This window comes from Pseudomonas sp. P4_C4, from assembly GCF_056402055.1.
In genome coordinates, this window is the sequence record NZ_JBFUID010000007.1 from 67,194 (window position 1) to 83,770 (window position 16,577).

15 protein-coding genes are annotated in these 16,577 nt (G+C 59.4%); all 15 read left to right on the forward strand.

Annotated features, from left to right (window positions below):
- The first annotated feature begins 46 nt into the window (after positions 1–46).
- Positions 47–2,971 (forward strand): glycosyltransferase family 2 protein, encoded by a 2,925-nt coding sequence (locus tag AC1DXW_RS06255; protein ID WP_477759848.1) that lies wholly within the window; start codon positions 47–49, stop codon positions 2,969–2,971.
- A 126-nt stretch (positions 2,972–3,097) separates the two neighbouring features.
- On the forward strand, positions 3,098–4,288 hold the full coding sequence (gene pseC, locus AC1DXW_RS06260) for a UDP-4-amino-4,6-dideoxy-N-acetyl-beta-L-altrosamine transaminase (RefSeq protein ID WP_477752399.1): 1,191 nt from the start codon (positions 3,098–3,100) through the stop codon (positions 4,286–4,288).
- A complete protein-coding gene (locus tag AC1DXW_RS06265) occupies positions 4,288–4,908 on the forward strand; it encodes a pseudaminic acid biosynthesis-associated methylase (RefSeq protein ID WP_477752400.1) in 621 nt (206 codons plus the stop codon). The genes pseC and AC1DXW_RS06265 overlap by 1 nt, the downstream gene beginning before the upstream one ends.
- Complete coding sequence (gene pseF / locus AC1DXW_RS06270) at positions 4,905–5,612, forward strand: pseudaminic acid cytidylyltransferase (protein WP_477752401.1); 708 nt, start codon at positions 4,905–4,907, stop codon at positions 5,610–5,612. Before AC1DXW_RS06265 ends, pseF begins: the two co-directional genes overlap by 4 nt.
- Entirely contained in the window at positions 5,609–7,114 is a 1,506-nt protein-coding gene (gene pseG / locus AC1DXW_RS06275; RefSeq protein WP_477752402.1) for a UDP-2,4-diacetamido-2,4,6-trideoxy-beta-L-altropyranose hydrolase, read from the forward strand. The genes pseF and pseG overlap by 4 nt, the downstream gene beginning before the upstream one ends.
- Complete coding sequence (gene pseI, locus AC1DXW_RS06280; RefSeq protein WP_477752403.1) at positions 7,107–8,159, forward strand: pseudaminic acid synthase; 1,053 nt, start codon at positions 7,107–7,109, stop codon at positions 8,157–8,159. The genes pseG and pseI overlap by 8 nt, the downstream gene beginning before the upstream one ends.
- Before the next feature lie 226 nt (positions 8,160–8,385).
- Positions 8,386–9,312: a ketoacyl-ACP synthase III gene (locus AC1DXW_RS06285; RefSeq protein ID WP_477752404.1), complete on the forward strand. Its 927-nt coding sequence runs from the start codon at positions 8,386–8,388 to the stop codon at positions 9,310–9,312.
- A gap of 90 nt (positions 9,313–9,402) precedes the next feature.
- Positions 9,403–10,695 carry a motility associated factor glycosyltransferase family protein gene (locus AC1DXW_RS06290; RefSeq protein WP_477752405.1) on the forward strand — a complete coding sequence of 431 codons (1,293 nt, stop codon included), beginning with the start codon at positions 9,403–9,405 and terminating at the stop codon, positions 10,693–10,695.
- Positions 10,692–10,958 (forward strand): hypothetical protein, encoded by a 267-nt coding sequence (locus AC1DXW_RS06295; protein WP_477752406.1) that lies wholly within the window; start codon positions 10,692–10,694, stop codon positions 10,956–10,958. The genes AC1DXW_RS06290 and AC1DXW_RS06295 overlap by 4 nt, the downstream gene beginning before the upstream one ends.
- A 242-nt stretch (positions 10,959–11,200) precedes the next feature.
- Complete coding sequence (locus AC1DXW_RS06300) at positions 11,201–12,052, forward strand: flagellin domain-containing protein (RefSeq protein WP_108218632.1); 852 nt, start codon at positions 11,201–11,203, stop codon at positions 12,050–12,052.
- A gap of 72 nt (positions 12,053–12,124) precedes the next feature.
- Positions 12,125–12,478, forward strand: a complete 354-nt coding sequence (locus AC1DXW_RS06305) for a flagellar protein FlaG (protein ID WP_477752407.1) — start codon at positions 12,125–12,127, stop codon at positions 12,476–12,478.
- Positions 12,479–12,560: 82 nt separating this feature from the next.
- Positions 12,561–13,997: a flagellar filament capping protein FliD gene (gene fliD / locus AC1DXW_RS06310; protein ID WP_477752408.1), complete on the forward strand. Its 1,437-nt coding sequence runs from the start codon at positions 12,561–12,563 to the stop codon at positions 13,995–13,997.
- Between the two features lie 128 nt (positions 13,998–14,125).
- Complete coding sequence (gene fliS, locus AC1DXW_RS06315) at positions 14,126–14,521, forward strand: flagellar export chaperone FliS (RefSeq protein WP_477752409.1); 396 nt, start codon at positions 14,126–14,128, stop codon at positions 14,519–14,521.
- A gap of 10 nt (positions 14,522–14,531) precedes the next feature.
- Positions 14,532–14,828: a flagellar protein FliT gene (gene fliT / locus AC1DXW_RS06320; RefSeq protein WP_015096255.1), complete on the forward strand. Its 297-nt coding sequence runs from the start codon at positions 14,532–14,534 to the stop codon at positions 14,826–14,828.
- A gap of 172 nt (positions 14,829–15,000) precedes the next feature.
- Entirely contained in the window at positions 15,001–16,476 is a 1,476-nt protein-coding gene (locus tag AC1DXW_RS06325; protein WP_477752410.1) for a sigma-54 dependent transcriptional regulator, read from the forward strand.
- The last annotated feature ends 101 nt before the right edge of the window (positions 16,477–16,577 follow it).

The window sequence follows — 16,577 nt, forward strand, 5'->3', positions numbered from 1 at the left end:
AGACATCGTTGGGTTTTTTCGGCGATACGCCGTTGTGGGGAAAGGTATGCAAGGCAAGAACAATTCTGAACACGGGTTGGCACTCAACGAACAGTTGACCGTGGTGCTGATGTCTCACGAGCGGCCGGCATTTTTGCGCCGGGCGGCACGTTTCTACAGCGGCTTGCCTTGCAGGATTCTGGTGCTGGACTCTTCGACCGAAGGCCAGCCAAGCCTGGCCGGGCAGTTTGAAAATGTGGATTACCAGCATGTCCCGCAGTTTGGCTACTGGGGCGTTCGCGCCAAGCTGGCTTTTGGCGTGGAGCAAGTGACCACGCCGTTCATGGTGTTCGCCGCCGACGATGACTTCCATGTGCATGACGCCCTGCGCGCAGCCGTGGCGTTCATGGAGGCCAATCCCGACTACGGGCTGTGCCACGGTTACAGCATGATGTACCTGTCGCAACCCAACAGCGTCAGCTACTTTCGGCGTGACAAAAAGGTCTGTGAAGACTATTCGTCCGAGCACGCCGAGGAGCGTGTGCTCGATTATATGCACCAGTACCTGCCGCCTTTTTATGCCGTACAGCGCACCGACCTGGTACGTGACTGGTATCAGGTCATGCCTCAGGATACGTCCTTCCAATGGCAGGAAATTGGTCACACGTATTACATGCTGGCGCGGGGCAAGGCGCGGATTCTGCCGATCCCGTATGTCGTGCGGGAGATGAACTACGGGTATTCGGACCACAACACCGAGATCTTCCACACGCTGGCTCATACCGATGCCAAGACGGTCGCCGAGCGTGAAGCCTTTGCCGCGTTCCTCTTCGGGCTGCCGACTCAAGTTCAAGGCGAGAACCCGGAGCAAGGCAAACAGTTCGCGCTGCAAAGTTTTGAAGCCCTGGCCGATAGCTTGCGCACCGGTCGCGCACTGACCACCGAGCTGATTATCGAGTCCGCCTGGACGAGCGTCGAGAAAGGCCCGGAGCGCCGTTTCGGCCCCAAGCAATACGTCGAAATGCCGTTCTACAATCAGCAGTTTTTCGATCAGTTGACCCAGTTCGAATTCCTGTTGCACGCCATGCCGGCCGGTCGCGTTCAGTTGGCAGGCCTGGAGGGTATCTGGACCCGCCAGCAGAGCCTGATGCTGGCGCGTAACAATGACACGCCGGAAAGTGTGGTCGACCGTTTGTGGCAGGCCCACGACAGTAATGTGTTCAACCGCACGGTGGTCAAGCGTCTGGTGGCTCAGCTGGAACTGCTGGGCGAAGAAGAAGAGGCGCAGCCCCTGAACGACTGGGCTGCACGTCTTGACGCGGTGTCGGTCGAGGGCAACGGTGCGACGTTCGACAAGATGCTCTCCGGTCGTTTGCTCAAGTGGCTTGCGCCCCGTCAGCCCGATGCACTTGAGGCTGAGTCGATCGCCCAACACCTGGCGGCCAACGACGGTGGTCCACAGTTCGGGATCTTCCTGCTGGACCTGGATAACGATATCGACAAGCTGCAAGTCTCTCTCGACAGCCTGCTCGAAGGTCACAGCAAGGCGTTCAGGATTGTGGTCTTCACCACCGGTGAAGCACCGGCGGCGACCACGGCGCAGAACACCCTGCACTTTGTCCGGGTCACGCAAAGCAACTACGTCGACAAACTGAACCAGAGTGCTCGTCAATCGACGTGCGACTGGCTGCTGCTGGCTGAAGCCGGCGACGAGTTCACTGCCGGTGGCCTGTTGCGTGCCAGCCTGGAATTGCTGGCCGCCGCAGACTGCCGCGCCGTCGCCACCGACGAAATCCTGCGCACCGCCGAAGGCGCACTGGTGGACGTGTTCCGCCCTGGCTTCAATCTTGACTTGCTGCAAAGCCTGCCGGCCTTGATGGCGCGTCACTGGCTGATCCGCCGGGAAGTGTTCATTGAAGTCGGCGGCTACCAGCCTGACTTCAGCAAGGCCCTGGAATTCGACCTGCTGCTGCGCATCATCGAGCAGGGTGGCCTCAACGGGCTGGCCCACCTGGACGAGCCGTTGCTGATCAGCCAGGCACCGGTGCTGGAAGAAAACGCCGATGAGCGCCTGGCGTTGCTGCGTCACCTGGGCAATCGTGGCTACAAGGCCAAGGTCACTTCGACGGTGCCTGGCACTTATCAGATCGACTACCGCCACACCGAGCGCCCGCTGGTGTCGATCATCCTGCCGGCCGGGGATGACCTGGCGGCCCTGCAACAGTGCCTGCAAGCGGTCTTGCTGCGTACCCGCTACATCCAGTACGAAGTGCTGATCGCGCTCAACCCCAATCAGTCGGCCGAGGTCAACGATTGGCTGGGTACTTACCAGCATCCGAAAGTCAACGTGCTGCGTGCCGACCAGACCCTCAGCGACGCGGCGTTGTACAACGCGGCCAGCCAGCAGGCGCAGGGCGAGTACCTGGTGCTGTTGGCCGCCGACAGTGAAGTGGTCAACCCGAACTGGCTTGAGTCGCTGCTCAATCACGCCCAGCGTCCGGAAGTCGGCGTGGTCGGTCCCAAGTTGATCGACCGCGACGGCAAGGTCACCCAGGCCGGGCTGATTCTCGGCATGAACGGTGGTGTGGGCTCAGCCTTTGTCGGGGAAAAACACGACGCCGAAGGTTACCTGCACCGGTTGGCCATGGAGCAGAACTACTCGGCGGTGTCGAAGGTGTGCCTGATGGTGCATAAAGCGTTGTTCGACGACCTGGACGGTCTGGACAGCGTGACCTTCGCCGACGGCTTGAGCGACGTCGATCTGTGCTTGCGGGCCGGTCAGGCCGGTTACCTCACCGTGTGGACGCCGCTGGTACAGGTCATTCATTCGGGTGCAGTGCCACAGGCGCCGCAGGCCCTCGATGCGCTGCGTCACAAGTGGGCGCCAGCCTTTGCCCAGGACCAGGCCTATAACGCCAACCTGGCCTTGAGCGGCAAGGGCTTTGCCCTGGGCGAAAGTGCTTCGGTGAACTGGGCGCAGATGCTCGGTTAGGCCCGGCGAAAAGGTATAAGGGATTCAAGGCATGTTCAACGGTAATTCGATTTTCATCGCAGGCCGGACCGGTTCGTTCGGGCGTCAGATCATCCGGGACGCGCTGGTGCGTGCCTGGTTGCCAGCATGATTCCTTACGCTCGGCAAAGCCTCGATCAGGCGGATATCGACGCCGTGGTCGGTGTATTGCAGTCTGACTGGCTGACCCAGGGGCCGACCATCGAGCGCTTCGAGCGAGCGATGGCCGAACGCTGCGAGGCCGGTTTTGCCGTGGCGGTGTGCAATGCCACGGCGGCCTTGCACATCGCTTGCCTGGCGGCGGGGCTCGGCCCGGGCGATCGGCTGTGGACGACACCGAATACCTTTCTCGCTTCGGCAAACTGTGGTCGCTACTGCGGTGCCGAGGTGGATTTTGTCGATATCGACCCGCTGACCTGGAACCTCGATGCCGCTGCGCTGGCCGTCAAGCTGGAGCAGGCCGAGCGTGAAGGCCGGCTGCCGAAAGTCCTGGTGGCGGTGGCGTTCTCCGGGCAGAGCTGCGACATGCGCAGGATCGCCGCCCTGGCCAAGCGCTATGGCTTTACCGTGATCGAAGACGCGGCCCATGCTGCTGGTGCGTCCTACGCCGGGCGCCCGGTGGGTTGTGGCGAGTTTGCCGCGATGACTGTGTTCAGCTTCCATCCGGTGAAGATCATCACCAGTGCCGAGGGCGGCATGGTCATGACCAACAGCCCGGAGCTCGCCGAGCGTTTGCAACGCTTGCGCAGCCACGGCATGACCCGGGATCCGCAGCAAATGACCGGACCCAGCCACGGCCCCTGGTACTACGAACAGGTGGAGCTCGGTTTCAACTACCGCATTACCGACCTGCAGGCGGCCCTTGGTTTGTCGCAGTTGAACAAACTGGATGAGTTTATCGAGCGTCGGCGTGAACTGGCGGCGCGTTATGCGCGCTTGCTGGCGTATTTGCCGCTGACCTTGCCCGCTGCACAACCCGAGGCCGAGTCGTCATGGCATCTGTATGTGGTGCGCCTGCAACTCGATCAGATCAATCTCACGCATCGTGAGGTGTTCGAGGGCTTGCGAGCTGCCGGGGTCGGGGTGAACCTGCACTACATTCCCGTGCATTTGCAGCCTTACTATCGTGATCTCGGGTTCGCCGAAGGTGATTTTCCGCAGGCCGAACGTTACTACGCCGAAGCCATCAGCCTGCCGTTGTACCCGTTGCTCAGTGATGAAGAACAGGACTATGTGGTCGAGCAGATGCGGCAGCTTTTCGAAATAATCCAGCCATTGCGGCGGGTGGGAAATGTGTGATGCGTGAACTGACCGAGCAGGAAGCTTTCTGGCAGGGCGAATTCGGCAACCAGTACGTTGATCGCAATCTCGGACAGCCGCTGGTGGCCGCTAACCTGGCGTTGTTTGCCAAGGCGCTGACACGGGTCGGGCGCATCGACAGCCTGGTGGAACTGGGCACCAATGCCGGCAACAACCTGCAGGCACTGCGGCAGCTGTTGCCACGCTGCGAGTTGTTCGGCGTGGAGATCAATGCCAGTGCCTGTGCCGCGGCCCGGGCGTTGGGTATTGCACAGATCTGGCACGGTTCGCTGTTCGATTTCCCCCGGGAACGTACCTTCGACCTGACCCTGAGCAAAGGCGTGCTGATTCACCTGGCGCCGGAGTTGCTGCCGGCCGCATACGCGCAACTGTATGAGCTGAGCCAGCGCTACATACTGATCGCCGAGTACTACAACCCGGCGCCGGTCGAGGTCCCGTATCGTGGCAACAGCGGCAAGTTGTTCAAGCGCGATTTTGCCGGTGAAATGCTTGATCGCTATGACGACCTGCAACTGCTCGATTACGGTTTTGGCTACCACCGCGATCGGCAATTCCCGGTGGATGACATCACCTGGTTTGTCCTGGAAAAACGCCGTTGAACAACGTCGCCATCATCCCGGCCCGTGGTGGCAGCAAACGCATACCGCGCAAGAATCTCAAGCCGTTCGCCGGTGTGCCGATGATTGCCCGCTCGATTCAGCTCGCCCTGGAGTCCGGGTTGTTTTCCCGGGTGGTGGTCAGCACCGACGACGAAGACATCGCCGGGCTGGCGCGGGACTGCGGCGCCCAGGTGCCCTTCATGCGCCCGGCGGCACTGGCCGATGACTTCACGGGTACCGCAGCGGTGATCGCCCATGCCCTGCAAGCACTGCGTGAGCAAGGGGAGACGTTTGATCGCGCCTGCTGCATCTACGCGACCGCGCCGTTGCTGCAATCGCGATTTCTTGCCCAGGGGCTGAACCTGCTGGAACAGCATCCCGACAAGTCGTTCGCCTTCTCGGTGTGCGACTTCGGTTTCCCGGTTCAGCGAGCCCTGACCCTTGATGATCACGGCGCATTGACGGCACTGTATCCGCAGTATCGTGATACCCGCTCCCAGGATTTGTCGATCGCCTATCAGGATGCCGGCCAGTTCTACTGGGGCCGCAGCGATGCGTGGCTGCGTGGCGAGGTGCTGTATTCACCGTACAGCCTGCCGGTTATCCTGCCGCGTCATCTGGTGCAGGACATCGACACACCGGAAGACTGGACGCGCGCGGAGTACCTGTATGCCGCGCTCAAAGCCGGAGGTGAGCTGAAATGAGAGTGCTGATTCGTTCCGACGCCTCGCCGACCATCGGCAGCGGCCACATCGCGCGCTGCCTGTGCCTGGCCCGCGTATTGCGCAGGCAGGGCAGTCACGTGGCTTTTGCCTGTCGCCTGTTACCGGGGCATCGAGTGGAGGCACTGCGGGCCGAAGGTTTCGAAACCTTCGCGCTGCCCGAGCGCTACACCGATGAAGACCCGCAGCAAGCCATCGAATCCATGCTGCCATGGCAGGCGGACATCGCCGCGCTCGAGCCGCTGCTGGAACACCAGCCGGCGTTCGACTGGATCATTGTCGACCACTACGGCCTCGATCATCACTGGCAGACGGCCGCCCGGCGCTTTTCGCCACGGATCGCCGTGGTGGATGACCTCGCCACGCGGACCTACAGCGCCGATTTGCTGCTGAACCAGAATCTTTCGGGTACGCCAGAAGCTTATGCGTCGTTGCTGGCGCCAGGCTGCCGGACATTGTTCGGCCCCCGGTTTGCCATGCTGCGCGACGAGTTCCGTTGCCCGGCCATCGAAATCAAGCCCCAGGCCCGGCATGTGCTGGTGAATTTCGGCGGTTTCGACGCAGCCATGCAGACCCATCATGCGATGCTGGCGCTGGCGGACTTTGCCGAGCTGGAAGTCGATTTTGTCGCCGGTGCGGGTAATCCGGCCTGGGCGCAGATGCAGGCGTTGGCGGCGAGTCGCCCGCATTGGCGCCTGCACAGTTTTGTCAGCGACTTTTATCGATTGATGACCGAAGCCGACCTGTTTGTCGGGGCGGGTGGCGGCACCAGTTGGGAGCGGGCGGCCATGGGGCTGCCGACGATTTGCATTGCCGTATCGAACAACCAGCAGGCCAACGGCGAGGTGATGGCGGCCGCGGGCGCCCATGTATTCATGGGGGCCCGCGAGCATGTCAGCGTCGAGCAGCTGCGCCTGGCCATTGGCTTTGTCGCGGGTAACCAGGGTTTGCGCCAGAGCCTGGCGCAACAATCTCGACTGTTGGTCGATGGTCGTGGCGCGCAGCGGGTAGCGGCGGCGCTGGCCGGCGCGGTGCTGAGGATGCGCCCGGCGACCCTGGGTGATGCGCAGCTGTTGTTCGAGGGGCGCAACACCGAGGCCGTGCGCCGCTCGTCGCTGGAGACCGGCGTGATCGAGTGGCCTGCGCATCAAAACTGGCTGACGGCGAGCCTGAGCAATCCCCGGCGGCTGTTGTTGATTGCCGAGGCCGATGACGGTCCGGTCGGTGTGCTGCGTTATGACCTGCGTGGCTTTACCGCCGAGGTGTCGATTTACCTGTTCGAAGGCCGGTTCGGCCTGGGCTGGGGCAGGGCGCTGCTGGACCGTGGAGAAACCTTTGTGAAGGCCCACTGGCCAGAACTTCAGTCACTCACGGCCCAGGTCTTGCCCGCTAACCAGCCGTCGCTGAAGGTCTTTCGCGAAGCCGGTTTTACCCAGAGTGCCTGCGCGTTCACGCGCGTATTGAAGGATCACACAGATGACTAGCTTCAAGATTGGCGAGCGCCTGATCGGTGCCGATGCGCCGCCTTTCATCATTGCCGAGATGAGCGGCAACCATAACCAGTCCCTGGACATGGCGCTGCAAATCGTCGAGGCCGCGGCCAAGGCCGGTGCCCATGCGTTGAAGCTGCAGACCTACACCGCCGACACCATGACCCTGGACCTGGCCGAAGGCGAGTTTTTCATCAAGGACCCCAACAGTCTGTGGGCCGGTACTTCGTTGTACGCGCTGTACGAGAAGGCCCACACGCCCTGGGAATGGCATGCGCCGATTTTCACTCGCGCCAAAGAACTGGGGCTGCTGGCGTTCTCCACGCCATTCGATGAGAGCGCCGTGGACTTTCTCGAAAGCCTCGACGTGCCGGCCTACAAGATCGCCAGTTTCGAAAACACCGACCTGCCGCTGATACGCCGGGTGGCCGCAACAGGCAAGCCGCTGATCATTTCCACCGGCATGGCCAGCATCGCCGAGCTCGATGAAACCGTGCGTGCCGCCCGCGAAGCCGGGTGCAAGGATCTGGTGCTGCTCAAATGCACCAGCACCTATCCGGCATCTCCCGCGAACAGCAATGTGCGCACGATCCCGCATTTGCGCGAATTGTTCGATTGCCAGGTGGGGCTGTCCGACCACTCCATGGGCGTCGGTGTGTCCGTGGCGGCGGTGGCACTGGGCGCAACGGTGGTGGAAAAGCATTTCACCCTCGAGCGTGCGGCCGGTGGCGTCGACGCCAGTTTCTCGCTGGAGCCCTCGGAGCTGGCCAGCCTGGTGATCGAAACCGAACGCGCCTGGCAAGCCATGGGGCACGTACATTACGGCGTCACCGAGGCGGAGCGCCAATCCCTGGTGTACCGTCGATCGTTGTATGTCACCCAGGACATGGCGGCTGGCGAGCCCTTCAATGCGACAAATCTGCGAGCCATCCGTCCGGGGCTCGGGCTGGCGCCCAAGCATGCGCAAAGCCTCCTGGAACGCCGTGCCCGTCAGGCTATCAAGCGTGGAACACCACTGGACTGGTCGTTGGTCGAATGACCCATTGCCGGGCTGATTCGGCAAAATAGCGTGACCTGCGAGTCATAACGGGCATCTTCACTGTATTGTATTGACCGGGAAGATGGCGCCTGACCCTTTATCGGGTTCAGTGATGGTCCTTTACGCTTCCCGGCCGTCGCCTTGGGGCGACAGAAATCCAGGTTTGTCGGCGCCCCTCGATTCCTGCGGGTGGTGGTATTGGGCTGTTTATTATTGGGAAGCCGTAATGATTGGCATAAAAAGCATTGCGAGCTACGTTCCTGTAGCCGGCGTGGACAATTACGCACAAGGTGCAAAATTCGAGAAGGATGAAGAATTCATCCTGGGCAAGATCGGTTCGGCTTTCCTGCCGCGCAAGGGCGTTGATCAGGAAACTTCCGATCTGTGCGTTGAAGCGGCCAATGCGCTGTTTGCCAGCAACCCTGATCTGAAACGTGAATCCATCGATGCGTTGATCGTCGTCACCCAGAACGGTGACGAAGAAGGCCTGCCGCATACCGCGGCCATAGTTCAGGACAAACTCGGCCTGCCGACCAGCGTCGCCGCGTTCGATATTTCCCTGGGCTGTTCCGGTTACGTCTACGGCATCTATGCGATCAAGGGCTTCATGGAGGCCGCTGGCCTGAAGAACGGCCTGCTGATCACTGCCGACCCGTATTCGAAGATCGTCGACCCGGAAGACCGTAACACCACCATGTTGTTCGGCGATGCGGCCACCGCGACCTGGATGGGCGAAAACCCGACCTGGGCACTGGGCAAGGCCAAGTTCGGCACCGATGGTTCCGGCGCTCCACATTTGAAAGTCACCGACGGCGTGTTCTTCATGAACGGTCGCCAGGTGTTCAACTTCGCACTGCTCAAGGTGCCGGCACATTTGCATGAGTTGCTCGGTGAGTCGCAATTGAGCGCGGATGACATCGACGCGTTCTGCATTCACCAGGGCAGTGCGGCGATTGTCGATGCGGTCGCGCGGCGCTTCGAAGAATGCCCGCAGAAGTTCATCAAGGACATGGTCGAGACCGGTAACACGGTGTCGTCGAGCATTCCATTGCTGCTGGAAAAGCATATTCTCGATTCCGAATGGAAGCGCGTTGCGCTCAGCGGTTTCGGTGTGGGGCTGTCATGGGGTTCGGCGATCATCTATCGCCCTTGAGTGAAAGTTTTTTAATAAAAAGGCCGGTACAAAAAAGCGCTCAAGGGTTAACCTTGAGCGCTTTTTTGCTTGTAGGGAATGCGAGGTAGCATGAGCGAATGCTTTGAAGATAATGCTCAGGTTATCCAGCGGCGCTGGCCGTCGCTGTATGCGCGATTGAATACGGAAGATCGCCTGACCGTCGATGTTGACCTGATCGAAGGACGAGACTCGACGTTGTGTGTGGGCGGCATCCAGCTCACCAGCCGCCATGATCGCCTGCGCGAGGCCCGTTTACAGGCTGCCAGTCTTGCGTTCGACAAGCCTCATCTGCACGTCTACGGCACCGGTTTTGGCGATTTGCCTTCGGTTTTGCTGGAGCGTGCCGGGCTTGAGAAACTCTATGTCCATATCCTCAACGGCGCGCTTTTCGCATTGGTGTTGCAGCTGATCGATCAGCGCCAGTGGCTGGGCGATCCGCGTGTGCAATTGCTGTATGCCGGCGATCTGTCGGACATCTGCACACCGTTCTTTGCATTGCCTGCCGAGATGCTGCTGGCGGATGACTTCAGTGCGAAGATTCGTGATCGCCTGGTCAGCGAAGTGCACTTGAGTTTCAACAATCGTGAGTTCGACCCGCAATCTCCCGTCATTCAGCAGCGCTTGCAGGACACCCTTGAAGTGCTGCTGGCCGATGATGATGTGGCACAGCTGTTTGGCACGTGTTCCGAGCGTGAAATCTATGTGATCGCCACAGGGCCCAGCCTTGAAGGGAATTTCGAGCGTTTGGCAGCGGTGCGCAATCAAACGCCGCGACCGCTGTTCATCAGCGTAGATACCGCTTACCGGCCCCTTCGCGAGCACGGAATCAAGCCTGACCTGGTCGTGAGCATCGATCAGCGCATCAGCGTGCTGCACTTGCCGGGCGAGGGCTCCGAAGGCATTCCGCTGGTGTACTTGCCTTTGAGCGATCCACACATGCTGAAGGCCTGGAAAGGCAAGCGTTATGGCGGTTATTCCGCCAGCCCGATCTACGCTGCGTTGCGTGAGCAACAGTCGCGTGCGCAGCTCTACGTCAGTGGCAGCGTGATCCATCCTGCGGTCGATCTGGCGGTGAAGATGGGCGCGCAGCGCATCACGCTTTTCGGTGCGGATTTTTCCTTTCCGATGAACCGCACCCATACCGGTTGGAACGACGGTGACCTGGGGCCGCCAGTGAACCAGGCCAGGCACTGGGTGCACGATGGTCATGGGCAAAAGGTCAAGACGCAATTGAATTTCCGCAGTTACCTGTGCGAGCTCGAGCGTTACATTGCCAGGCATCCCGAGGTGCTTTTTTTTAACAGCAGTCGGGCTGGGGCAATGATTGCCGGTACACGGTTCAATCAGGATTTCGTGCAATGAAGCCTCAAGTGAAAGGCATCGACGAGTACCGGCAGTGCGCTGGGCTTTTTCGCCTGGGACGTGATGTCGAAGCGGCATTGAACATGGTCGATCTGTTCGATGAGGCGCAGCGACTGTTTGCGCAGGCGCCCCAGGAGGTTCAGCAGGCGTGGGCTTTGATGCTCAGGCAAATGCTGGCCTGTCAGGAGCGCCAGGATTGGCTGGGGCTCGCCGACTTCATGGAATATGAGTTGATCGAGTTGCTCGAAAACCTGCCGGCTTGAGGGGTGGCGACAGCTTTGGCGCGGGCGTTTGTGGGCTGGACAGTTTTATGGCGTCATTTTTTCGCGGTTGAGGGGCGCTAAGCCCTTGTTTTCTCGGAGATGGCAGGGTGATGGCATTTTTTTTAAAAAAAGCCCTCAAGCAACCTGCCAACCCGACGATAACTATTACGAAGGTTCTCTAGGCCATACCCGGCGGTTGCCAGGGCCGGAAGCCGCAGTACCCAACCAACGAGGAATTCGTCATGGCTTTAACAGTAAACACCAACACCACGTCGTTGAACGTTCAGAAGAACCTGAACCGTGCTACCGACGCTCTGTCGACTTCGATGGCTCGCCTGTCTTCCGGCCTGAAAATCAACAGCGCCAAAGACGACGCCGCTGGCCTGCAGATCGCAACTCGCATGGCCGCACAGATTCGTGGTGGCAACCAGGCAGTGCAGAACGCCAACGACGGTATCTCCGTTGCCCAGACCGCTGAAGGCGCGCTGCAAGCTTCGACCGACATTCTGCAGCGTATGCGTGAACTGGCTGTTAAAGCACGTAACGGTACCAACAGCACTGCTGACCAGACCGCTACCAACTCCGAATTCGCTCAGATGTCTGACGAAATCACCCGTATCTCTGCCTCTACCAACCTGAACGGCAAAAACCTGCTGGACGGTTCGGCTGGCACCATGCAGCTGCAAGTTGGCGCCAACACTGGTTCGGCCAACCGCATCGACCTGGTACTGAGCTCCAAGTTCGACGCCGTATCCCTGTCCGTAGGCAGCGGTACTGTTGTTCTGACCGGTGCGACTTCCGCTACCCTGTCTGCCAACATCGACAACGCGATCACCGCGATCGACGCCGCTCTGGCATCGATCAACGCCACCCGCGCAAACCTGGGTGCTTCGCAGAACCGTCTGACCAGCACCATCTCCAACCTGCAGAACATCGTGGAAAACACCACCGCTGCACAAGGCCGTGTACAAGACACCGACTTCGCCGCAGAAACCGCGAACCTGACCAAGCAGCAAACCCTGCAACAGGCTTCTACCTCGGTTCTGGCTCAAGCCAACCAACTGCCTTCCGCTGTACTGAAGCTGCTTCAGTAATTTCGGAATAAGTTTGAGCGGGGGAGTGTGCTGGTCACGCTCTCTCGCTTTTTACGTTAAGAGGTGATGGACATGGAGATGAGCGTAAAGCTTGGCGTGTCTTATCCGGCTCCCCAGCCAGCGAGCACCGTTTCGGATAAAGCGCCGGAAAAGCCTGAAGCCGCCAGCGTGACTCCAGCGGCGGATAAGAAACCGGATGCGGATGACGTCCACCTGAAGCAGGCGGTGCAGCAGATCGAAAAGTTTGTACAGTCGATCAAGCGCAATCTGGAGTTCTCGATAGACGAGCAGTCCGGAAAGGTCGTCGTCAAAGTGATTGCAAGCGAAACGGGTGAAGTCGTGCGACAGATCCCCTCCGCAGAAGCCCTCAAGCTGGCAGAAAGCCTGAGCAATGCGAGTCACGTATTGTTCGACGCCAAAGTCTGATAGCTGGCATGAATAGTGTTTGTACGTTCTTGGGCGCAGGTATTGGTCAAAAGAGTGGCAGCAACCTGAAGGGAGACGAAAAATGGCAAGTCCAATTTTACCGGGTGCGGGCTTAGGCTCTGGCCTGGATATCGGTGCGATCGTCACTGCGCTGGTCAACGCCGACAAATCGGCGAAACAGACGCAGATCGATACTCAGACCAAAACCAACACGCTGAAGATTTCCGGTGTCGGTTCCCTGAAAAGCGCACTGACGGCCTTTCAGACGGCGCTGACCAATCTCGGTAGCAAGACCAATCCTGTGTTTGCGGGCTATACCGCCACTTCGGGTACCCCGTCGATTCTGGGTGCGACTTCCGACAACACCGCCGTTGCCGGTACCTACAGCGTTGTTGTGAATAACCTGGCCACCAGCTCGAAAGTCGCCAGTGCTTCTTTCGCCGGCGGTGCGGCCAGTGCCATTCCGAGTGGTACTTTGAAAATCAGTCAGAATGGCACTGATTACGATGTCACGATTCCAGCCAGTGCGACCCTGCAGAGCACCCGGGATGCCATCAACTCCGCGCAGGCGAGTAATGGTATTTCTGCCAACATCGTGACCGACAGCAGTGGTGCGTCGCGACTGGTGATCAGCTCCAGCAAGACCGGCGCGGGTTCCGACCTTACGGTCAGCGGTATCGTCGGTCTTGAAATCGACGGTACCCAAGCGATGGGCGCCAACCCTTCGGCTTCAAGTTCAGGGGCTGTCAACGGGGTTGCGGTGGATGCATCGCTGACCATCGATGGTCTGGCAGTGACCAGCAAGAGCAATACGGTAACCGGCGCAGTCAGCGGCCTGACCCTGAACCTGGCGTCGGTGAGTCCAGGTACGCCGCCGGCTGCGGCGACCGTCACCGTCGCGACCAATACCGCCGGTTTGCAAACCTCGATCCAGTCGTTCGTTGATTCCTACAACACCCTGATGAACACCATCAATTCCCTGTCCAAGGCGACCGCGGATGCCGATGGCAACCTGACGGTTCAGTCGGCGTTTACCGGCGACTCGATGTCGCGCACACTGATCTCCGATATCCGCGGCGTGCTGACCGCTCCCGGGGCGGGCGGTCCATTGGCGGTGCTGTCGCAGATCGGCGTGTTGACGAACGAGAAAACCGGCAACCTGGCGTTCAACACCACGGCGTTCAACGAGAAGATGGCCATCAACGGTATGAGCGGCCAGATGCAGCAGTTGTTCAACGGTAGCAATGCTACCAACGGCCTGCTGGCGCGCATGGGTACCGCAATCAAGCCTTATGTGCAGACGGGTGGGTTGCTGGACCAGCGCAATACCAACCTGCAGAGCGTGAGCAAGAGCCTTTCAACTCAGCAGACTGCGTTGGACTTTCGTGTCGCCAACATGACCAAGACGTTGACCGCCAAATACAATGCAATGGACCTGTTGGTCGGGCAAATGAAGGCGACGGCGACGAACATCACCTCGTTCTTCACTTCCTTGAACGCCCAGAAGTCCAACACCTAGTCATGAGCTGACGAAAAAACCCGGCTACGCATTTTCGCGTGTGCCGGGTTTTTGTCTTTTGATCTAAAGTTTTCTGTCTTGCAGACGATACTCTGGCTATACGAGTCATTGTGGTAATGAGGTAGAACATGAATCCAATGTTAGCCCTTCGGCAGTATCAGAAAGTGGGGGCGCACGCCCAGACGTCCGAAGCAAGTCCGCATCGTTTGGTGCAGATGCTCATGGAAGGTGGCCTGGACCGGATCGCTCAGGCCAAAGGTGCCCTGGAGCGCAAGGACATTCCCGGCAAGTGTGTGTCGATCAGCAAGGCGATCGGCATCATCGGTGGCTTGCGTGAAGGCCTGGATCTTGAAAATTGCGCCGAAGCCGTGGGCGAACTCGACAGCCTTTACATCTACATGATGAAGCGTCTGGCCGAGGCGAACATCAGCAGCGACCCGAGGATTCTCGATGAGGTCGCGGGCTTGCTGCGCACGGTGAAAGAAGGCTGGGACGGCATTGCTGCGCCAGCTCCGCAGTTCTAGGGAGATCGCCATGAGTCTTGTATTGCAGCGAATAGAACAAACTCGCGAAGCGCTGGTCGGTGCTTTGGCCGAGCGCGACTGGGAGGCCATCGGTCAATTGGACCTGGATTGCCGTTCCTGCATGGAAGACGTCTTGAGCGAGGCTTCGTTGGACGAAGAAGTTCTGCGTAGCAATCTTGAGGAGTTGCTGTATGTCTACAAGCAGCTACTTGAGGTAGCGATGGGGGAGAGGCAGGCGATAGTCGATGAAATGTCTCAGATCCAGCAAGCGCGGAACGCGGCAAAGGTTTACCATCTGTTTGGTTAATTAACCCCAAGTTAATCCAGATATGTGCGCCATAAATTTGACTGTGCGCGGTTTTTTGACTTAACTAGTGGCTGGTTCCAGATTTCAGTCGTCTTCAGGCATAACATGCCTGCAAGCGTCTAGCTTGCCCCAGCATTTTGGGCATTGAGTTGACTAGGGAAGTTGCTATTGCATGTGGCGTGAAACCAAAATTCTGCTGATTGATGACGATAGCGTCCGCCGCCGCGACCTGGCGGTGATTTTGAATTTTCTCGGTGAAGAAAATTTACCCTGCGGTAGCCATGACTGGCAGCAGGCTGTCGGCTCTTTGTCGTCAAGTCGTGAAGTAATCTGTGTCCTCATCGGGACAGTCAATGCTCCTGGTTCACTTCTGGGCTTGTTAAAGACACTCTCGACATGGGATGAGTTCCTTCCGGTTTTGTTAATGGGCGATAATTCTTCCATTGACCTGCCGGAAGACCAGCGTCGGCGAGTGCTTTCGACTCTCGAAATGCCGCCCAGCTACAGCAAATTGCTCGATTCGCTGCACCGTGCCCAGGTCTATCGCGAGATGTACGACCAGGCCCGCGAGCGCGGTCGTCATCGCGAGCCTAATCTTTTCCGCAGTCTTGTCGGCACCAGCCGGGCGATCCAACACGTCCGCCAGATGATGCAGCAAGTCGCCGATACCGATGCCAGCGTGCTGATCCTCGGTGAGTCCGGCACCGGCAAGGAAGTGGTTGCGCGCAACCTGCATTACCATTCCAGGCGCCGCGAAGCGCCGTTCGTGCCGGTCAACTGCGGGGCGATCCCGGCCGAGTTGCTGGAAAGCGAACTGTTCGGTCATGAGAAGGGCGCCTTTACCGGGGCGATCACCAGTCGCGCCGGTCGATTCGAACTGGCCAACGGCGGCACCCTGTTCCTCGATGAAATCGGCGACATGCCGCTGCCGATGCAGGTCAAGCTGCTGCGCGTGTTGCAGGAGCGCACCTTCGAGCGCGTGGGCAGCAACAAGACCCAGAGCGTCGACGTGCGCATCATTGCGGCGACCCACAAGAATCTCGAAAGCATGATCGAGATCGGCACCTTCCGCGAAGACCTGTACTACCGCTTGAATGTGTTCCCGATCGAGATGGCGCCGCTGCGTGAGCGCGTCGAAGACATTCCGCTGCTGATGAACGAGTTGATCTCGCGCATGGAGCACGAGAAGCGCGGTTCGATCCGGTTCAACTCGGCGGCGATCATGTCGCTGTGCCGGCATGGCTGGCCGGGCAACGTCCGCGAACTGGCCAACCTGGTGGAGCGCATGGCAATCATGCATCCATACGGCGTGATCGGCGTGGTCGAGTTGCCGAAGAAATTCCGCTACGTCGACGATGAAGACGAGCAAATGGTCGACAGCCTGCGCAGCGATCTGGAAGAGCGCGTGGCCATCAACGGTCATACGCCGGACTTCACGGCCAACGCCATGTTGCCGCCGGAGGGTCTGGACCTGAAGGACTACCTCGGTGGTCTGGAGCAAGGCTTGATTCAGCAGGCGCTGGATGACGCCAATGGCATTGTGGCGCGCGCGGCCGAGCGGTTGCGTATCCGTCGTACCACGCTGGTGGAAAAGATGCGCAAGTACGGCATGAGCCGTCGTGATGGAGACGAACAGGCGGATGATTGACGCCTGTTTTTCAAGTCATTCATTTATAAGAAGTTTTTTTTAGGCACGGGTATTGCTACGTCTCTCGCAACGTTCCGTTTCACTGACGGTCAGCCAAGCGA

Coding starts and splice junctions, on each gene's coding strand:
- pseG (WP_477752402.1), top strand. CDS start 5,609: ATGAGAGTGCTGATTCGTTCCGACGCCTCGCCGACCATCGGCAGCGGC.
- AC1DXW_RS06265 (WP_477752400.1), top strand. CDS start 4,288: ATGCGTGAACTGACCGAGCAGGAAGCTTTCTGGCAGGGCGAATTCGGC.
- AC1DXW_RS06305 (WP_477752407.1), top strand. CDS start 12,125: ATGGAGATGAGCGTAAAGCTTGGCGTGTCTTATCCGGCTCCCCAGCCA.
- fliS (WP_477752409.1), top strand. CDS start 14,126: ATGAATCCAATGTTAGCCCTTCGGCAGTATCAGAAAGTGGGGGCGCAC.
- AC1DXW_RS06295 (WP_477752406.1), top strand. CDS start 10,692: ATGAAGCCTCAAGTGAAAGGCATCGACGAGTACCGGCAGTGCGCTGGG.
- AC1DXW_RS06255 (WP_477759848.1), top strand. CDS start 47: ATGCAAGGCAAGAACAATTCTGAACACGGGTTGGCACTCAACGAACAG.
- AC1DXW_RS06300 (WP_108218632.1), top strand. CDS start 11,201: ATGGCTTTAACAGTAAACACCAACACCACGTCGTTGAACGTTCAGAAG.
- AC1DXW_RS06290 (WP_477752405.1), top strand. CDS start 9,403: ATGAGCGAATGCTTTGAAGATAATGCTCAGGTTATCCAGCGGCGCTGG.
- pseI (WP_477752403.1), top strand. CDS start 7,107: ATGACTAGCTTCAAGATTGGCGAGCGCCTGATCGGTGCCGATGCGCCG.
- fliT (WP_015096255.1), top strand. CDS start 14,532: ATGAGTCTTGTATTGCAGCGAATAGAACAAACTCGCGAAGCGCTGGTC.
- fliD (WP_477752408.1), top strand. CDS start 12,561: ATGGCAAGTCCAATTTTACCGGGTGCGGGCTTAGGCTCTGGCCTGGAT.
- AC1DXW_RS06285 (WP_477752404.1), top strand. CDS start 8,386: ATGATTGGCATAAAAAGCATTGCGAGCTACGTTCCTGTAGCCGGCGTG.
- AC1DXW_RS06325 (WP_477752410.1), top strand. CDS start 15,001: ATGTGGCGTGAAACCAAAATTCTGCTGATTGATGACGATAGCGTCCGC.
- pseC (WP_477752399.1), top strand. CDS start 3,098: ATGATTCCTTACGCTCGGCAAAGCCTCGATCAGGCGGATATCGACGCC.